Raw genomic sequence first — 19,750 nt, forward strand, 5'->3', positions numbered from 1 at the left:
AAAACAAATTTTGAGGAATAGACATGACTGAACGTGTAAATGTAGGCGAAGCAATCGCAAGAGTTTTAGAAGCGCACCAAGTTGATAGTATTTATGGTGTTATTTCCATCCACAATTTACCTATTGCCGATGCGATAGGGCGCCGTGAAAAAATGCGTTTTGTTGCAGCCCGTGGTGAGGCTGGCGCAGTTACCATGGCAGATGCACACTCACGCTTTAAAGGCCTAGGTGTAGCGTTGACCAGTACAGGTGCTGGGGCAGGTAATGCCGTAGGTTCACTGATTGAAGCAATGAATGCGGGTAGCCCTGTATTGCATTTAACGGGTCAAGTTGAGCGTGAATATCTTGACCGTGATGCAAGCTTCATCCATGAAACCAAAGACCAACTTACATTCTTGCGTGCATCGAGCAAAGCGGCGTTCCGTATTACCAGCCCAGACAATGCTGTTGGTGTAATACGTGAAGCCATCCGTGTAGCAACCACAGTTCCAATGGGACCAGTTAGTGTTGAGTTACCAATTGATGTACAAGCAGCAGAAATCGATTTACCACTTAATCTTGGGCCAGTGAAAGCACTTGAGTTGCCACAGGCAGAGCAAGCAGAAATTGATCTTCTTGTAAGCGAAATCAAAAAAGCAAAACGTCCGATTTTCTGGATTGGTGGTGGAACTTTAAATAGCGTTGCCGAAGTTAAAGCAATTGCAGATTTAGGTATTCCGGTTGTGTCATCGACTCATGCTCGTGGGGTGTTGGCAGATGATCATCCACGTAGTTTAGGGGCGTTCCATAACTCGGCGGGTGTGGAGCAATTATTAAAAGATGCCGACCTGATGGTAGTGGTGGGTTCTCGTTTACGTAGTAATGAAACTAAAACTTATTCGGTTGAATTTCCTGAAAACATTATTCAGGTAGATGCAAACCCAGTGGCTCAGCAACGTAATTACAAAATCCGCAACTTCATTTGTGGCGATGCTAAAGATGTCTTAACACGTGTGTTAGAACAGCTTCAAGGCACTTCAAAAATCGATGCCGATTACGATGCTGCTGTTGTGGCTGCTAAACAAGCTGCAATTGATGCACTTCGTAAGCAAATCGACCAATACGCTTTAATTTGTGACCACTTACGTGCAGCTTTACCTCAAGACGGTATTTTTGTACGTGACATCACCATGTCGGGTAGTACATGGGGCAGTCGTTTATTCCCGGTACAAGCGCCAAACCAAAATATCCACTCACTTGCGGGTGCAATTGGTTTAGGTCTTGCAACAGCAATTGGTGCTTCAGTTGCTAACCCTGACAAGAAAGTAATTGGTTTAGTCGGCGATGGCGGCTTAATGCTTGGCATTGGTGAGATTGCAACCATGGTGCAAGAAAACACCAATATGGTCTTAATGATTATGAATGACGGTGGTTATGGTGTAATGCGTGGCATTCAAAATAACTACTTTGGTGGTCGTCAGTATTTTAATGAATTGCATACACCAGACTACAAACTCCTTGGCGAATCAATGGGGGTGAAAAGCTGGAAAGTCGGTAGTGCAGATGAGTTTAAAACGGTTATTCAAGAGGCTGTTGCTTTTGAAGGACCAACTGTAATCGAGCTCGATATGAACTCGATTGGACCATTAAACTTCGCGGGCCCACCGCAAAAGAAACTGTATTAACCAGTTTGGATGGTTTAGTACATATGCGATGGGAGCTGCTAAGCCATCCTTTTTTTAGATAAATTTTTTTGTCTAAAAAACAATAAAAACGAAGTTTTACAGGTAAAACAAATAAAGTTCCAGCAGGACGCTGGAACTCAATCAAGGATGTAGAGATGAAAAAGACTTCATTGATCATGGCATTCATTGCACCGCTTACGCTGGGGGTAAGCGTCAATGCATTTGCAAAAGACTCATTGCTTGAATGGAAAAGTGATGATGGCACAGATTCATTAAAGTTAGGTGGGGTGGTTCGGTTAAATCAACGTTATGAAGATTGGGAAGGGCCAAACCGCGGTTTCGGTAAGCTCTATTTTGATATTTTCAGGGTAGATCTCAAAGGTAAGTTTGATGATGCCTATATCAACGCCAGCTATCTATTTCAAGACCAACAGAAAACGTCCATTGAAAAAGCGTACGTGGGCTATAACCTAGATGCCAATAACAGCATTGAAGCGGGCCTGGTTTATAAACCATTTACGATTTATCCCTATCCGCAAAATGGCTGGACCTATCATATTCCATTCTTTTTAGGATATGGCAATAACATTGCACCGGGGCTTAACTGGAATTATCACGACAAAGATTGGGATGTAAAACTCGGTTATTACCCGCAAATGTTAGAAACCAACTTGCGTTATTCACCTGAAAGTGCAACTTATGATGACTTGCAAGAAAATGCATTTCCATCTCAAAAAGCTTATCAGAATGAAAAACGTCATCAGTTTAATACCCGCATTGTGCGCAAGTTAGAAACTGATTTCGGTAAGCAAGAGTTTGGTGTCTCGGGTGCAATCGCTCAGCTACATAACAAAGTGACTGATAAAGACGGTAAATATTATGCAGTCGGTTTGCATACCGAAAACAACTACAAACGCTTTAACTTACAAAGTTCGGTCATTCACTATCAGTACGATGCTAAAAATCCGGATGGTGTAAATAGTGACATGACCTTAATGGGCAATAATGGTTTTACACCTGCTTATTTCATTGCTTCGGAAGGAACCATTGCCAGTTTAAACCTTGCCTATACGTTGCCTGTGACCAATATGGGCAAGCTAAAAGCCATTAAGTTTTATAATGATTATAGTTATCTGGATAAAAAACGTGATGATTGGTCAGACTCGCAAATGAATACCACAGGGATGATGTTTATTGCTTCACCATTTATGGTTTGGGCAGATTATACGTGGGGTAAAAACTCTAACATTATTGGTGGGGCAACCAACTCAACGGGTTATACCTCTGCAACTTCACCAAATAGTGATAAATGGTTATACCGTATTAACTTTAATATTGGGTTTACTTTCTAAAATAAGCAGTATTAAAAAAACCACGCAATCGGCGTGGTTTTTTATTTAATAAGTGAAAATTTTTAATATCTGTTTTTTTCAAACTTATTCCAAAACACAAAGGCAGTTACAAAGGCCAAAATGGTTAGCGCGAAAATATAATACATCGCACCAATATCACTATATTGGCTGAGCCAATGAACTAAAGGCAGTGTCATACCACCAACAATTGCATACGATAAATTATAAGAAAATGAAATGCCCGAGAAGCGAACAGGCGCGGGGAACATTTTAACCATACTGTTCGACACCATGCCGACAGTACCAGAGCATAGACCCAACAACATATATAAACCAAAAATGGTTGAATGTGCCGCGTGCCCCAAACTGTTATAAAAAACTGCCGCTGTAAGTGCCACAGCAAGCGCACCGATCATCATGACTTTGCCACAGCCAAAACGGTCAGCAAAATAGCCTGCTAAAATACAGCCGACCATTTGCATGACAATGGCTGCACTTTGCATTTCAAAAGTCTGTGCGCGCTCAAAGCCAAATGAACCAATCAACAAATTTGGCATGGCTAAAATCACCACCACCACACATCCCGTTAAAAACCATGTAAATAACATGCCAATTGCAACGGCTGTTTTATGCGTTTTTAAGACTTGCTTCACTGGCATTTCTTTAGAAATTTCTTTACGGGCCTGCATGGCTTTAAACACAGGGGTTTCTTTTAAATACGTTCTTAAATAAAGTGCAACGAGTCCAAAAATACCACCCACAATGAAAGGAATACGCCATGCCCAGTCATGGATTTGTCCTTCACTAAAATTAAGTGAAATCCATAAAGACATCAGTGCACCTAGTAAAATTCCTAAAGACAGCCCAGCGGTGAGTAAACCATTGGCCAGTCCGATTTTTCTTTCAGGCACGTGTTCAGATACAAAGGTCCATGCAGCTGGAATTTCACCCCCAATCGCAATCCCTTGTACCACACGCATAAGTAACAAAAGTAGCGGTGCCAAATATCCGATATTTTCAAAAGTGGGCAAAATCCCGATAAACAGGGTAGGCAGAGCCATCAGCAAAATAGAAAGCGAAAATAGTTTTTTACGTCCCACCAAATCACCAAAATGGGCCATGACAACCCCGCCTAAGGGCCTAAAAAAATAACCTGCTGCAAAAATGCCGTAAGTATTGAGCATGGCCCAAAACGGACTAAGCGTGCTTGGGAAAAAGAGGTCGGAAATGATTTTGGCGTAAAACACATAAATCACAAAATCGTAAAACTCTAAAGCTCCACCCAATGAAGAAAGGGCAAGAGTTCGTTTATCTTCTTTATTAAGATAGTTCGCGTCCTGCAAAGTTAAGTCCTGATCCATTTTTTACTTAATTGTTGTAATTGAAGTTTGGATATTAATGGAAAAGTGAAATAAAAGTAAATGGAGGAAATTTGTTCTATAGGGCAACGCAGATTGGACTTACGCAGATCAAAAAGCTTTAAAACAAAAAACGCTTTAGATAAAACAAAAACAGATGTAGGAATGACTTTTCTTTTGGGGCGTTCAGCGACACAATAAAACTTGTCATAGCCAGTTTAATAAGAGATTCAAAGGATGAGTGTGGTTTTACCTGTCGCGAAGCGTGGTGAAGATATTTTAAAACTAATTGCGGCTCCTGTTTCGGCAAATGAGTTAAACAGTAATTGGCTTTATCAGCTTGCTGATGCTATGCATGCGACAATGCTTGAGCGCAATGGAGTGGGGATTGCTGCACCGCAAGTTTATATCTCTAAACGCGTTATTATTGTGGCTTCTCGACCAAATCCACGCTATCCGGATGCGCCTGAAATGAATGCTTTGGTCATGGTAAATCCAGAAATTTTAGAATTTTCGAGTGAAACGTGTTTGGGCGAAGAAGGCTGCTTAAGTGTACCGGATGAGCGTGGACAAGTTGAACGTGCAGAAATGGTTAAGGTGAAATACTTAACACTTCAGGGTGAAGCAGTTGAAACAATTTTTCACGGTTTTCCTGCTCGTATTGTTCAACACGAGGTCGATCATTTAAATGGAATCTTGTTTGTAGAAAGAATAAGCTAATCTTCAGTTTAAAGTTTTGAAAAACCTATAATGAGCTTGAAATAAATAAGAGAACAGAATTAAAATATTTATATCGTGATTTTTAACTCATTACAAAAGATATAATTTTAATATTATCAGCAGGTTGTGCTGAAATTTTGCGCGATGTTGTAAATCTCCTCATTTAAGGTTACTGACCATGAAAACCCCTCTCCCAGATTATTTGGCAAATGTTATAGAAGCCTGTGACATCGATAACAGCGGTCATCTCGCCGATTATATTCCTGAGTTGGCCAATGCAAACCCAAATCGATTAGCTCTAGCAATGTCTACGGTAGATGGTGAAATTTATTCGGTCGGTGATGATGATGTTGAATTCACCATACAATCGATTTCTAAACCTTTTGTGTATGCTTATGTTTTACAACAACTTGGCATTGATGCGGTACTTGCGAAAGTAGGGGTAGAGCCTTCGGGAGAAGCCTTCAATGAAATTTCATTAGGTAAAGACGGACGTCCGAAAAACCCGATGATTAACTCTGGCGCAATTACTGTACATTCCTTGATTCAGGTCAAGCATGGTTTGCATAGTGCAGAAATTCTACGCCGTTTTATGAGCGAGCTTGCTGGTCGTGAATTAAGTTTTGATGAGTCTGTTTATGATTCGGAAGTCAAAACAGCCTACCGTAATCTTTCGATCGGTTATATGTTGCGCACGGTGGGGATTTTGGAAACTGACCCTGTCGATATTGTGAATGGTTACATTCGTCAATGTGCGATCATGGTTACAGTTAAAGATTTGGTACGTATGGGCAGTGTACTTGCCAACGGCGGGGTCGACCCTAAAACTGGAAAGCGTTTGTTAAACCGATCTGTAGTGAGACAAGTGCTCAGTGTCATGATGAGCTGTGGTATGTATGATGCCGCGGGTGACTGGCTTTCAACTGTCGGTATTCCTGCTAAAAGTGGTGTAGCAGGCGGTATTTTGGGTGTGCTGCCGGGTCAAGTTAGTATTGCTGCTTTTTCACCTCGACTAGATGAGCACGGTCATAGTGTTCGAGGAATTGATATTTTAGAACGATTATCTCGTGACATGGGATTACATCTCATGGAAGGTACGCCTTCTGCACAAACCATTGTACAAAGCCATTATCGTACTGGGAAAGATGCATCATTGAGTGTGTATGTGCTTCGAGGTGTATTGAAGTTTACCGAAGCTGAAATGTTGTTGCGTATTTTACAAGACGAGACCACTGACCAAAGCACAATCGTGATTGATTTAACCCAGATTTCACTTATCCACGATGTGGGTAAACGTATGTTCTTAGAAGGTGTAGATCGTCTGATTGATGATGGTCATACCCTTGTTTTGGTTGATCCTGAACAGCGCCTAGATCATGCGAGAACCGCTAAAGATCGAGAACTTCATGTTTATCATGATTTCGATGATTTATTAGAAAAGCATGAGATCCGCTCTAAAAAAAAGACTTATAGCGACATCGCGGCACTTCTAAATTGTTGAGGTGTTTTTCCTAGATGTCGCTTAAACATTGCACTGAACGCGCTGGGGTTGGTATACCCCAGTGACTCTGAAATTTGGGCAATAGATTCGCCATTCGCGATTTTACTCAAGGCAAGTGCAATATGCATTTGCTGTACCCATGCCCGATAAGACAGCCCCGTTTCTTTTTGAAACATGCGCATTAAAGTTCTAGAACTCGCACCAATATCATCGGCCCAATCTGTTAAATCTTTTGAACTGTCAGGCGTATGTAATAACTCTTGGCAAATTTTTAATAATCGTTTGTCTTTCGGCCACGGAATCTGAATAGGCAACAAATTGGCCCGATGGATTTCTTCAAAAATCAAAATTTGTAAAGAACGGGAAAGTTCTTGAGAAGTGGCCGTATTTGGAGCATCTTCTCGTTCAATTTCATTTAAACGTATTAAAAGCTCATGCAACAGGTTGCTTACTCGAATAATAAAGCAATGTTGTCCCATGAGTGCGGCTGCATTTACTTCAACCAACGCCGTATTTAACTTCACGTGACTCAGTGAAATCACACTGTGCTCTACATTTGCCGGAATCCATAACGCACACATGGGCGGCACAATCCAGACATGATTAGGTGTAAACACCTGAATGTTGCCAGTGGACGCATATAAAAACTGAGCACGTGTATGCGTGTGGGTAGGCGTGATTTCTCGGTAAGAATGTTCAGAAGAGAGTCCAATTACTAGTTCAGACAAATCGGACTGAATAAGAGAATCGGACATAAACTATCCTAAAAGTTGTCACTTATACAATGATTATTGGAAGATAACTTTATAAGCGACAATTTACAATAAGCATCTCATTTAAAAATATTGGAGTTTTTCAGGTATGACGTCTTCAATACAATTGAAAGATGGTATTGCCAATACCGTTGCAAATGATCAGTCTCAAGGAATGATTATTAAAATTGTAGGCGCCGTGGCGGTTGCACATTTACTGAACGATTTAATTCAGGCAGTGCTACCAGCCATCTATCCAATGCTAAAAGCAAACTTTTCGCTGAGTTTTGCGGAGGTTGGCCTGATTTCGTTTGTATATCAAATTACAGGTTCGCTGCTACAACCTTGGATTGGACTTTATACCGATAAACATCCAAAACCGTATCTTCTCCCACTTGGAATGGTCGTCACATTCTGCGGCATTATCTTGTTGGCATTTTCACCAAGTTTTGCTGTGTTGTTATGTGCATCTGCACTGATTGGGGTAGGGTCTGCCACCTTTCATCCAGAAGCTTCGCGTGTGGCGCGTATGGCATCGGGTGGGCGCTTCGGTACAGCTCAGTCGACTTTCCAAGTGGGCGGAAATACAGGTACTGCCATTGGTCCATTATTAGCAGCATTATTAATTGTTCCATTTGGGCAGCATGCAGTTGCGGGCTTGGTGATATTTGCACTTTTAGCGATTTGGGTTTTATTTGGTGTAAGCCGCTGGACAGTAAACCATGCTAAAAGTCAGGTGGTTACACGTGCTACGCAAGCACATACCAAATTGCATGGCCGTAAGCTCATTATCGCCTTGGGCACAATTAGTGTATTAATGTTTGCTAAATTTACTTACATTGCCAGCATTAGTAACTATTTTACTTTTTATTTAATTCAAAAGTTCCATATCAGCATTCAAACAGCTCAATTACACTTATTTGCCTTTTTGGCAGCTGTGGCTGTAGGTACATTTGCGGGTGGCCCAATTGGCGATAAGATTGGCCGTAAAGCTGTGATCTGGGTTTCATTTGTTGGCATGGCGCCGTTTGCATTAATGATGCCATATGCAAACTTGTTTTGGACAACGGTTTTCTCAATTATTGCAGGTTTGGTGTTGTCATCTGCTTTTGCAGCGATGGTGGTTTATGCACAAGAAGCTGTTCCGGGCCGTGTAGGCATGATTGCAGGTTTAATGTTTGGCCTTATGTTTGGGGTAAGTGGTATTGCCGCAGCGGGGCTAGGGCATTTAGCGGATATTAACGGCATTGAATGGGTATTTGGTTTATGTTCATTATTGCCATTACTTGGTTTTGCAACAGCACTTTTACCAAACACAAAAGTTAAATAAATGAAAAGACTCTCAGCCATACTTAGCTGAGAGTCTTTTTAATATGAACATAGCCTCATTGAAAAGACTATTTTTGAACACCAAACTTAAATACGGTAACACTCTTATAAGTTTGATTTGGGTTTAAACGTGTAGACGGGAAAGCCGGTTGATTCGGGCTATCTGGAAAATGCTGTGTTTCTAATGCTAGCGCGTCTGCTTGTCGATAGAGCACACCATTTGCGCCAACAATATTTCCTAATAAATGATTGGCTGTATACATTTGAACGCTTGGTTCAGTGGTTAAAACCTGCATGGTTCGTTTAGATTTTGGGTCAACCACAATAGCTGCAAGATTGAGTTTCCCATGAGACTTTTGATTAATTACCCAAGTTTGGTCATAGCCATATCCATAGGCCAATTGCTGATTATTCGCTCGAATATCTTTCACAACCGCCTTAGGCGTTCGAAAATCAAAAGGTGTACCTGCAACTGAAGCAATTTCACCTGTTGGTAAGGAGTTTTGGTCGGTTACCAATATACGGTCTGCATTGAGTTGTACCACATGATCTAGTATGCCATAAGGGTTATTGCCAGCGCCTGATAAGTTGAAATAACTGTGGTTGGTGAGATTGACGACTGTAGGCTGATCAGTTTTGGCTTTATATTCAATCTTAAATTCATTTTGATCTGAAAGACTGTAGATTACTTCCACATCTAACTTTCCGGGAAAACCTTGATCACCATTTGGACTGGTTAACTTCAGAGAAGCTTTAACAGTTTCACCTTTAGAAATGAGGGGTTTAACTTGCCACACACGTTTATCAAAACCAGGATTGCCGCTATGTAATGAGTTCGGGCCATTATTTTTTTCAAGATTATACGTTTTCCCATCTAAGCTAAATTTAGCATTACCAATCCGGTTCGCATAACGACCAATTAATCCGCCAAAATGAATACCTTCCTTGGTATCAGTGACTTCATAGCCTTTTAGATTATCGAAGCCCAAAACGATATTATTTTGTTTACCTTGGGCATCGGGAGTCAAAATCTGGGTAATTACACCACCGAAGCTAATAAACGATACAGAGACTCCATTGTTATTACTCATGGTGTATAGATCAACTTTTTGGCCATTTTGAGTCGTACCATATGGTTTTACATCTAACGTTGCTGCATTTGCCAGTTGTGCAAAGCTATAAACCGTAACACCTAAAATTGCTAATTTTTTCATGCTTATACTCTATTTTGTAATAGTAAGACTGGATGAATATAAGATTGATTTTTCATCTTTTTAAAGAGGTTTTTATTATATATAGTGTTAATAATAATCGATCAGTTAATGCTGAGTACTGAACAGCCGATACCATTTAGAGTTATAAACAAATTAACTTTATTAGCAAACTTCAACAATAAGCTATTTTTATGAATCATTCCGACTCGGTTTTAAAGTTTTCACTTGGTCTTAATGGCTTGTCATTTGACTTAGATAACCAGTCCATTCACCTTGAGCAGGGCTTAGGTTTTATTAATTCAAAAAGTATCGGCCATGGTGTTATTGATGAGCTTGCGATTGAAAAGATGATTTATTTTATTGAAGAAATCATCGAGTCGCAGCCACTCAGAAATCTCAATATAAATGGTATAGCCGTTACGGCTGATACCGCCATGGCACAACTGAGTAAGTTATTTTTTAGTGCTAAAAAGCAAATCAGCCGTATCGAGCTTGAGCATGGATTTAATGATTTTATTGAGCGTTTGAGTTACTACACAAACCAAGTAGCTCCAGATCAGCTTTATATTTTTACCTACTTTGTATTTATTCGAGAAATGATGCATCACTTACGAGTTGAGGAAATTCAAATCATTTAATAATTACTTTCTCAATCCGCCAACTCATCATGAATCCAGTTTAAAAACAGCTCAATTTTAGGAATAAATTGGTGAGTTCGTGGATACACCAAATGATGAGCCGAGATAGGAATCGATAGTTCATCTGCAAAAACTCTAACTAATTTTCCAGATTCTAAGTAATTTTGGGTAAGCAAATTACTTTCTAAAACAAATCCTAGCCCGTGTGTGGCCGCCTCAAGTGACATATAAGAGCGGTCAAAACTCAAAGTGTAGGGAAACTCAGGAATGCTTAAACCCTGATGGGCAAACCATTGGGGCCAAGTAACTAAAGTTGAACGCGATAAAATTAGTTCTTTTTTTAATAAATCTTGAGGCTTATGTACCGGACTACGTTCAAGTAGCTTAGGGGATGCAAGCACTTCTAACTTTTCATTACGAATCGTTCTGATTTCTACCCCTGTCCAGTTGGGCAAACCGTGACGAATATCAATGTCGATCTTGTCGCGAGTAAAGTGCAAATTTTCATAGGAACATGACAAGTTGACCTGAATCATGGGGAACTTTTCTTTAAATGATTCGAGGCGAGGGAGCAACCAAAGCAAACCAAAACTTGGGGATGAATGAATATATAAACTGTCTTTCGGACTTTTATCGGCAGCTTTTTCCGTGGCTAACATTAGGTTATGCAAAATGGTGGTGACATCTTGAAAATAGCGCTCACCAGAAGGGGTCAGCGTCACACCACGCGCACCACGAATAAATAAACTCTGCCCAATCATTTCTTCAAGCTTAGCAATTTGATGACTCACTGCCGAAGGCGTGAGATTCAAATGCTCGGCTGCCTTGGCAACATTGCCGAAACGGGCGGTTTGTTCAAAAGCCTGTAAGGTTTTAATTGAGGGCATCTGGTTGAAATTGTTTTCACTACTATCCATGAAATGATCCGTTTTTATCCCTAAAACTTATTTGAAAATAGCATAGGCATGAATTTTTTTCATGTCTTGTTGAATTCGAGATAATTGCTGGGCTTTGTGAAAAAAGAGATTCTAAGTCAGAACTCAGGATATAAAGCGTAAAAGAGGATTCAACATGTTACTACAAGGAAAAGTGGCATTAATTACCGGTGCAGCATCAGAACGTGGAATTGGGCGAGCAACCGCAGAAATCTTTGCACAACAAGGTGCCAAAGTCATTATTGTTGATTTAGATCTTGCTCAAAGCCAAAACGCTGCAAAGGCGCTTGGTGAAGGGCATTTAGGACTTGCTGCAAACGTTGCGAACGAAGAACAGGTCAAAGCAGCTGTTGAACAAGCACTACAGCACTATGGCAAGATTGATATTTTAATTAACAATGCGGGCATTACTCAGCCAGTTAAAACCCTCGATATTCAGCGCAATGACTATGACCGTATTTTAGATGTCAGCCTGCGCGGAACACTGATTATGTCACAAGCGGTTATTCCATCTATGAAAGCAAACGGTGGTGGAAGCATTGTGTGCCTATCTTCAGTTTCAGCACAACGCGGCGGTGGTATTTTTGGCGGGCCACACTATAGCGCTGCTAAAGCAGGCGTGTTAGGTCTCGCAAAAGCGATGGCTCGTGAATTTGGTGGTGATCAGATTCGTGTAAATTCTCTTACTCCAGGTCTAATCCAGACTGATATTACTGGCGGTTTAATGAATGATGACCGTCGTCACGACATTCTGGCTGGTATTCCGCTGGGCCGTTTAGGTAAAGCACAAGACGTTGCAAATGCAGCACTATTTTTGGCAAGTGACCTGTCAGCTTATTTGACTGGTGTAACACTCGATGTAAATGGTGGCATGCTTATTCATTAAACGCTCACCATTTAAATAAAAATAGAATGATGGCCACAAGAGGATACTGTGGCCAAATGTAAAGGGATTCGCATGATGGATACAGTATTTTCATCTGAAGTAGATACAACGGTTCGTAAATCGGCGTATCGAAAAATTGCATTTCGGCTCATGCCATTTTTAATGCTTTGTTATTTTTGTGCCTATTTAGATCGGGTAAATGTGGGTTTTGCCAAGCTCCAAATGATGAGCGATTTACAGTTTAGTGAAGCTGTATATGGGTTAGGCGCAGGGATTTTCTTTATTGGTTACTTTCTCTGTGAAGTACCAAGTAATATTGTGCTTCATAAAGTAGGTGCACGGCGTTGGATTGCCCGAATCATGATCACATGGGGTATTTTGTCAGGCTGTTTTGCTTTTGTTCAAACTGAATGGCAATTTTACACCTTACGTTTTTTACTTGGTGTCGCCGAAGCTGGGCTAGCTCCGGGTTTATTGCTCTATCTCACTTACTGGTTCCCATCTTACCGCCGCGCACGCATGACAGTTCTTTGGTTTATCGCGATTCCAATTTCGGGAATGATTGGTGGCCCACTTTCAGGCTTAATTATGGACCGAATGAGCGGCGTACATGGCTGGTTTGGCTGGCAGTGGATGTTTGTGATCGAAGCTATTCCCACAGTGATTGTCGGCTTACTTGTACTTGCTGTTTTAAAAGATTCAGTTCAAGACGCCAATTGGTTAACCCAAGATGAAAAGAACTTGGTGAAGCAAGAGCTTGCTCAGGATAACCAGCACAAAGAAGGTCATGCTAGCGTTAAAGAGTTCATCGCAGATAAACGTTTATGGCTACTGGCAGGTATTTATTTTTGTGTCGTGATGGGCCAATACGCAATTACATTTTGGTTGCCAACTCTCATTCGTAACTCAGGTATTAGTGATAACTGGCATATCGGTTTGCTCACAAGCCTGCCTTATATGTGTGCCATTGTGGTCATGATTTTGGCGGGGCGTAGCGGCGACCATTTCCAAGAACGCCGCTGGCACTTAATTATCCCGATGTGTGCAGGCGCTTTAGCACTCACATTTGCAACTTTATTCGCTTCAAATCTATCGCTCTCTTTAATTTGCCTTTGCATTGCAGCCTCAGGTGTGCTGACGGCATCCTCTTTATTCTGGATGTTACCGACCAACTTTTTGGGTGGTGTTTCCGCAGCAGCAGGTATTGCAGCCGTCAATAGCTTTGCCAACCTTGCCGGATTTTGCTCGCCGTATTTAATTGGTTGGATTACTACTAACACGGGTTCAAATGCAATCGGCATGTTCTTAATCACAGCAGTATTAATTTTCGGTGCCAGTCTGGTTCTGCGTGTTCCGGCAAAACTGGTTAATCGTTAATAAGGAATAGTAAATGACAATGTTAAATGTTGATAAAGCAGGCCAAATTGCCGAGTTGCAACAACGTGCCTACCACATTCGCCAACATGCTTTACGTATGGGGCAAGTACAAGGCCAAGGCTATGTTGGACAAGCTTTAGGTGCAGCAGATCTACTGGCAGTATCTTATTTTCATGCCATGAAATATCAGCCTGAAAACCCTGAATGGGAAGGCCGTGACCGTTTTTATCTTTCTATTGGACATTATGCAATTGCACTCTATGCAGCCTTAATTGAAGCAAAAATTATCCCACTTGAAGAACTTGAAACCTACGGTGCAGATGACAGTCGTCTACCGATGTCGGGTATGGCTTCTTACACACCGGGTATGGAAATTACAGGTGGCTCATTGGGTCATGGTCTTGGAATTGCAGTTGGTGCATGTCTAGGGCTGAAACAGAAAAAATCAGATGCTTTTGTTTATAACTTACTTTCTGATGGAGAGTTAAATGAAGGCTCAACATGGGAGGCAGTGATGTCTGCTTCTCATTGGAAACTAGATAACTTGATTGCCATTATTGATGTGAATAATCAGCAGGCAGATGGGCACTCCAGCGAAATTTTAGCATTTGAGCCAATTGTTGATCGTTGGCAGTCATTTGGTTGGTACACCCAACGTGTAGATGGCAACAACATGGAAGCTCTGCTTGAGGCATTCGATCAAGCACGAAACTATGAGGGAGCATGCCCAAGAGTCATTATTTGTGACACCAAAATGGGTAAAGGCGTATCGTTCTTGGAAAGCCGCGAAAAAACACACTTCATTCGTGTTGATGAACATGAATGGGACGATGCTCTAAATATTTTGACCCACTACGGACAGTAAGGAATACACCATGAGCCAGTTAGCCAATCCTCCTAAGAAAAAACTAACCACTTCGGCAATGATTGCTTCTATTGCTGCCGAGGGCCAACCGACCAAACCCGCACCATTTGGACATGCACTGAATGCCTTGGCAAAAGAGCGTGACGATATTGTGGGGTTATCAGCAGATTTATCTAAATACACCGATCTACATATTTTCGCTAAAGAAAACCCAGACAAGTTTTTCCAAATGGGCATGGCAGAACAACTTTTGATGAGTGCAGCAGCAGGACTTGCTCGTGAAGGATTTGTTCCTTTTGCAACAACTTATGCCGTGTTTGCATCACGCCGTGCCTATGACTTTATTTGTATGGCAATTGCGGAAGATAACCTCAATGTCAAAATTGTCGCAGCACTTCCGGGGCTAACCACGGGTTATGGCCCAAGTCATCAGGCAACGGATGATATTGCGATTTTCCGCGCTATGCCGAACTTGATGGTTATTGATCCATGTGATGCCTTAGAAATAGAACAGGCGATTCCTCAAATTGCCGCTCATAATGGCCCTGTATATATGCGTCTATTACGTGGGCAGGTTCCATTAGTACTCGATAAATACAATTACCAGTTTAAATTGGGTAAGGCACAGGTGATTAAACCGGGTAAAGACTTGCTCATTATCTCGACTGGTCTATTGACCATGCGTGCGCTTGAGGCAGCCGAAGAGCTTGAAAAAGAGGGCATTGAGGTTTCAGTGTTGCATGTGCCTACCATTAAGCCTCTAGATGAACAAACTATTTTGGATGAAGTTGCTAAAGGTGGGCGACCTGTTTTAACTGCCGAAAATCATTCAGTGATTGGTGGGTTAGGAGAAGCTGTCGGCTCACTACTTTTAAGAAATGGTCAACATCCTCGTTTTGATATGATTGGTTTGCCAGATGCATTTTTAGATGCAGGCGCATTACCCACTTTGCATGATCGATATGGTATTTCAACTGAAGCAGTTAAAGAGAAGATTAAGGCACATTTGAAGTAGAAAGATTAAACTTTCAAATTGAAAAGGGCGTGATGGGGAATTCCTTCACGCCCTATTTTTAAACAGGGTTATTTAAGAACTTAAACAATCGAGTCATCTAAATTCGGCGCTAACCAACGCTTCGCTTCATCCAGTGTCCAACCTTTACGTTTTGCATAATCTTCAAGTTGGTCTTGAGAAATTTTACCCACGTTAAAGTATTCACTTTGAGGATGAGAATAATAGAAACCGCTTACCGAAGATGGCGGCATCATTGCAAAGTGCTCAGTCAGTTTAGTACCGATTTTGTCGGTAGAGCCTAACCAGTCAAATAACACTGCTTTTTCAGAGTGCTCAGGGCAAGCAGGATAACCTGGTGCAGGGCGAATACCGACGTATTTCTCTTTAATCAGTTCTTCATTGCTGAGCTGCTCATCAGCTTTATAGCCCCAGAACTCTTTACGAATACGTTCATGTAAGTGTTCGGCAAAAGCTTCGGCAAAACGGTCAGCTAATGACTGCACTAAAATTGCAGAGTAGTCATCACCTTTGGCTTTGTATTCATTTGCCAGTTCTTCTGCACCAAAAATAGATACAGTGAATCCGCCCAAGTAGTCTTGCTGCTCGCGATCAGCTCGAATGTAATCTGCCAAGGATAAATTTGGTTTGCCTGTCACCTTGTCAGATTGCTGGCGTAAGTGCTCAAAAGTATGCGTAACATTTTGACCAGCTTCATCAAATACGCTGACGGTATCTGCATCTGTACGCTGAGCAGGGAACATACCAAATACAGCACGAGCATCAAAACGGTTGTTGTCGATAATATCTTTCAACATTGCTTGTGCTTGGTTGTACAGGTCAGTTGCTGCTTCGCCGACCACTTCATCTTCTAAAATTTTCGGGAATTTGCCAGTTAAACTCCAAGAAATAAAGAATGGCGTCCAGTCAAAATAATCCACGAGTGTAGCAAGCGGATAATTCTTTAAAACTTGTGTTCCCAAAAGATTTGGTTTTGGTGGCACGTAGCTTTCATCAATTTTAAAACCATTTTCAACCGACTCTTTATAAGTCAGTTTGGCCGCTTTTGGTTGTTTGTTGGCTAAACGCTCACGAATTTTGGCATATTCAGCACGATGCTCTTCAATAAATGCACCACGCATTTCTTTCGAAAGCAAGGTTGTCGCTACACCAACAGCACGTGAAGCATCGGCAACATAAATTACTGCATCGTTTTGATACTGAGGGTCAATTTTTACTGCTGTGTGGGCTTTAGAAGTGGTTGCACCACCAATCAATAAAGGAATGTTAAAGCCTTTACGCTGCATTTCTTTAGCAACAAATACCATTTCATCTAAAGATGGGGTGATCAGACCAGACAATCCGATGATGTCACATTTTTCATCAATCGCAGTTTGCAAGATTTTCTCGCAAGGGACCATTACGCCAAGGTCAACAATGTCATAGCCATTACAGCCAAGTACTACGCCTACAATATTTTTACCAATATCGTGTACGTCACCTTTAACCGTTGCCATTAGGACTTTACCTTTAGACTGTCCTTCGGTCTTTTCAGCTTCGATGTACGGGTTGAGCCATGCCACTGCTTGTTTCATGACACGGGCAGATTTTACAACTTGTGGCAAGAACATTTTGCCTGAACCGAATAAGTCACCGACGACGTTCATGCCGTCCATTAGTGGTCCTTCAATCACATCTAAAGGACGTTTTGATTTTAAGCGGGCTTCTTCGGTGTCTTGGTCAATATAAGTCGTAATACCTTTAACCAAGGCATATTCAAGACGTTTTTCAACTGATTCATTGCGCCATTCAAGGTTCTCGGCTTCTTTTGTTGCACCACCTTGTCCACGGTATTTTTCTGCAACTTCAAGTAATTTTTCAGTCGCAGCCTGACCAGACTCACCTTGATTCTGATTTAAAATGACATCTTCAACTGCTTCTTTTAACTCGGTAGGAATATCATCATAAATAGCCATTTGACCTGCGTTCACAATACCCATGGTCATGCCTTGTTTGATGGCATGGTACAAGAATACAGAGTGAATGGCTTCACGAACTGGTTCATTACCACGGAATGAGAACGAAACGTTAGACACACCACCAGAAATCATGGCGTGCGGTAAGTTTTGTTTAATCCAGCCCGTCGCTTCAATAAAATCGACTGCGTAGTTGTTGTGTTCTTCAATACCAGTCGCAACTGCAAACACGTTCGGGTCAAAAATAATATCTTCAGCAGGGAAGCCTACTTCGTTTACTAAAATGTCGTAAGAGCGCTTACAGATTTCACGTTTACGTTCAGCAGTGTCGGCCTGACCTACTTCGTCAAATGCCATCACAATAATTGCAGCACCGTATTGACGGCAGAGGCGGGCTTTTTCGACGAACTCGTCATAACCTTCTTTTAAGGAAATTGAGTTAACAACCGGTTTACCTTGTACGCATTTTAAGCCAGCTTCAATGATTTCCCATTTCGATGAGTCAATCATGATCGGCACACGTGAAATGTCAGGTTCGGATGCTACAAGGTTTAAGAAATGCACCATCGCATTTTGCGAATCGAGCATCCCTTCATCCATGTTAATGTCAATAATCTGTGCGCCAGCTTCGACTTGTTGCTGTGCAACTTCTAAAGCTTCTGCAAAGTTCTCTTCACGAATGAGACGTAAGAATTTTTTAGAACCGGTAACGTTAGTACGTTCACCAACGTTTACAAACAATGAATCATCATAAATATTAAATGGTTCTAAACCACTTAAGCGGCAAGCAGGTACCGTTTCAGGCACTTGGCGAGGCGCAATGTCTTTTACTGCATTGGCAATAGCTCGAATATGGTCTGGTGTCGTACCACAGCAACCACCAGTAATGTTAATCAAACCGCTTTCAGCAAACTCTTTTAAGAAAGCTGCAGTTTGCTCTGGAGTTTCGTCATATTCACCAAATGCGTTTGGTAAGCCTGCATTTGGGTGCGCTGAAACAAAGGTATCTGCGACATCGGAAATAGTTTTTACGTGAGGGCGCATGGCATCTGCACCAAGGGCACAGTTAAAACCGATTGAAAGCAAATCGCCATGACGAACCGAATTCCAGAAAGCTTCCGCTGTCTGACCTGTTAAAGTACGGCCTGATGCATCGGTAATGGTCCCTGAAATCATAATTGGTAATTCGCGACCAATTTGTTTGAATACTTCTTTGACTGCAAAAATCGCTGCTTTACAGTTTAAAGTATCAAATACGGTTTCAATCAGAATGATGTCTGCACCACCTTCAATTAGTGCATGAGTCGCTTCAATATAATTTTCTTTTAGTTCATCAAAGCTAATGTTACGAAAAGCAGGGTTGTTCACATCTGGAGAGATTGAACATGTACGAGATGTTGGCCCCAGTACACCTGCCACAAAACGAGGCTTGTCTGGCGTTGAATACTTTTCGCAAGCTGCTTTAGCTAAACGTGCTGCTTCACGGTTAATCTCTGGAACAAGATCTTCCATGTGATAGTCAGACATTGAAACACGTGTGCCGTTAAAGCTGTTGGTTTCAATAATATCTGCACCAGCATCGAGGTAGGCTTCATGAATACCTTGAATGATTTGAGGCTGTGTTAGAACCAAAAGGTCATTGTTACCTTTTAAGTCATGTGCCCAATCAGCAAAACGCTCACCACGATAGTCAGCTTCTTCCAATTTATGGCGCTGGATCATGGTTCCCATTGCACCATCAATAATCAGAATGCGTTTAGCAAGAAGCGCTTTTAGGGTGGCAAGCGTAGACATAGAAAACCCCGATCTTTATATGAATTTAAAAATGCGGCGCTATTGTAACAGAATAGCAGCACAAATGATGATCTACGAAGGTCAGGTGTAGCTGACTAAAAAGTTAAAAAAAGAGATCGCTTTATGTCAAAAACAAAAGAATTTTCATGAAATATTCATCAAATGATCATGATATTGAAATATTTCATGCTCAATATGCTGAAATATTACAGTTGATTTGTATGAAAAATAGACATATGGGTCATTTTATTTATTTTTTTGCTGTAAAAATAAGCACAAAAGGAGCTCATAATTAATGGTTTAAATTATTGTATTTTAAGAAAAAAATAAAAACAGTCGGGGAAAGGTGCATCAAATGAGGTCAAAATATAAAAAAT

Annotated in this window: 15 protein-coding genes; 10 read left to right on the top strand and 5 right to left on the bottom strand. The window is 41.3% G+C overall.

Features of this window, described 5'->3' with window-relative positions; all coding sequences use genetic code 11:
• The first annotated feature begins 23 nt into the window (after positions 1-23).
• Together RFX69_RS01965 and RFX69_RS01970 are read left to right on the top strand one after the other, a co-directional pair.
• A complete protein-coding gene (locus RFX69_RS01965; protein ID WP_289333071.1) occupies positions 24-1,664 on the top strand; it encodes a thiamine pyrophosphate-binding protein in 1,641 nt (546 codons plus the stop codon).
• Positions 1,665-1,819: 155 nt separating this feature from the next.
• Positions 1,820-3,016 (top strand): hypothetical protein, encoded by a 1,197-nt coding sequence (locus RFX69_RS01970; protein ID WP_000753775.1) that lies wholly within the window; start codon positions 1,820-1,822, stop codon positions 3,014-3,016.
• Positions 3,017-3,078: 62 nt separating this feature from the next.
• On the opposite strand, the gene RFX69_RS01975 is transcribed toward RFX69_RS01970, so the two are convergent.
• Positions 3,079-4,377 carry an MFS transporter gene (locus RFX69_RS01975; protein ID WP_289333010.1) on the bottom strand — a complete coding sequence of 433 codons (1,299 nt, stop codon included), beginning with the start codon at positions 4,375-4,377 and terminating at the stop codon, positions 3,079-3,081.
• Positions 4,378-4,611: 234 nt separating this feature from the next.
• Here RFX69_RS01975 and def point away from each other — a divergent pair, with 234 nt between their 5' ends.
• Positions 4,612-5,094, top strand: coding sequence for a peptide deformylase (def, locus tag RFX69_RS01980; protein WP_114252927.1), 483 nt, complete (start codon positions 4,612-4,614; stop codon positions 5,092-5,094).
• A gap of 178 nt (positions 5,095-5,272) precedes the next feature.
• On the top strand, positions 5,273-6,595 hold the full coding sequence (locus RFX69_RS01985; RefSeq protein WP_000856715.1) for a glutaminase: 1,323 nt from the start codon (positions 5,273-5,275) through the stop codon (positions 6,593-6,595).
• On the opposite strand, the gene RFX69_RS01990 is transcribed toward RFX69_RS01985, so the two are convergent.
• The gene (locus RFX69_RS01990) at positions 6,562-7,350 is read right to left on the bottom strand and encodes a helix-turn-helix transcriptional regulator (protein WP_001285119.1); all 789 of its coding nucleotides are present in this window, start codon (positions 7,348-7,350) and stop codon (positions 6,562-6,564) included. The genes RFX69_RS01985 and RFX69_RS01990 overlap by 34 nt on opposite strands.
• 106 nt (positions 7,351-7,456) lie before the next feature.
• On the opposite strand from RFX69_RS01990, the gene RFX69_RS01995 reads away from it, so the two are divergent.
• Positions 7,457-8,677 (top strand): MFS transporter, encoded by a 1,221-nt coding sequence (locus RFX69_RS01995; RefSeq protein ID WP_000204263.1) that lies wholly within the window; start codon positions 7,457-7,459, stop codon positions 8,675-8,677.
• Positions 8,678-8,744: 67 nt separating this feature from the next.
• On the opposite strand, the gene RFX69_RS02000 is transcribed toward RFX69_RS01995, so the two are convergent.
• Positions 8,745-9,890 (bottom strand): aldose epimerase family protein, encoded by a 1,146-nt coding sequence (locus tag RFX69_RS02000; protein ID WP_289333009.1) that lies wholly within the window; start codon positions 9,888-9,890, stop codon positions 8,745-8,747.
• Positions 9,891-10,081: 191 nt separating this feature from the next.
• On the opposite strand from RFX69_RS02000, the gene RFX69_RS02005 reads away from it, so the two are divergent.
• On the top strand, positions 10,082-10,528 hold the full coding sequence (locus RFX69_RS02005) for a hypothetical protein (protein WP_289333008.1): 447 nt from the start codon (positions 10,082-10,084) through the stop codon (positions 10,526-10,528).
• Positions 10,529-10,539: 11 nt separating this feature from the next.
• Here RFX69_RS02005 and RFX69_RS02010 read toward each other — a convergent pair whose 3' ends face one another.
• Positions 10,540-11,415: a LysR substrate-binding domain-containing protein gene (locus RFX69_RS02010; RefSeq protein ID WP_098714593.1), complete on the bottom strand. Its 876-nt coding sequence runs from the start codon at positions 11,413-11,415 to the stop codon at positions 10,540-10,542.
• A 184-nt stretch (positions 11,416-11,599) separates the two neighbouring features.
• On the opposite strand from RFX69_RS02010, the gene RFX69_RS02015 reads away from it, so the two are divergent.
• The 4 genes from RFX69_RS02015 (at position 11,600) to RFX69_RS02030 (ending at position 15,606) form a co-directional block, all read left to right on the top strand.
• Positions 11,600-12,349 carry an SDR family NAD(P)-dependent oxidoreductase gene (locus tag RFX69_RS02015; RefSeq protein WP_005111817.1) on the top strand — a complete coding sequence of 250 codons (750 nt, stop codon included), beginning with the start codon at positions 11,600-11,602 and terminating at the stop codon, positions 12,347-12,349.
• A 75-nt stretch (positions 12,350-12,424) separates the two neighbouring features.
• On the top strand, positions 12,425-13,726 hold the full coding sequence (locus RFX69_RS02020) for an MFS transporter (protein WP_000381875.1): 1,302 nt from the start codon (positions 12,425-12,427) through the stop codon (positions 13,724-13,726).
• A gap of 19 nt (positions 13,727-13,745) precedes the next feature.
• Positions 13,746-14,591, top strand: a complete 846-nt coding sequence (locus tag RFX69_RS02025) for a transketolase (RefSeq protein WP_032059121.1) — start codon at positions 13,746-13,748, stop codon at positions 14,589-14,591.
• Between the two features lie 10 nt (positions 14,592-14,601).
• Positions 14,602-15,606 (top strand): transketolase family protein, encoded by a 1,005-nt coding sequence (locus RFX69_RS02030; RefSeq protein ID WP_000080242.1) that lies wholly within the window; start codon positions 14,602-14,604, stop codon positions 15,604-15,606.
• Between the two features lie 80 nt (positions 15,607-15,686).
• On the opposite strand, the gene metH is transcribed toward RFX69_RS02030, so the two are convergent.
• On the bottom strand, positions 15,687-19,373 hold the full coding sequence (gene metH, locus RFX69_RS02035; protein WP_000105326.1) for a methionine synthase: 3,687 nt from the start codon (positions 19,371-19,373) through the stop codon (positions 15,687-15,689).
• Positions 19,374-19,750 lie beyond the last annotated feature (377 nt).

Origin of the sequence: Acinetobacter sp. 148 (assembly GCF_031196675.1) — a bacterium.
In the GTDB taxonomy this organism is placed as follows: domain Bacteria; phylum Pseudomonadota; class Gammaproteobacteria; order Pseudomonadales; family Moraxellaceae; genus Acinetobacter; species Acinetobacter baumannii.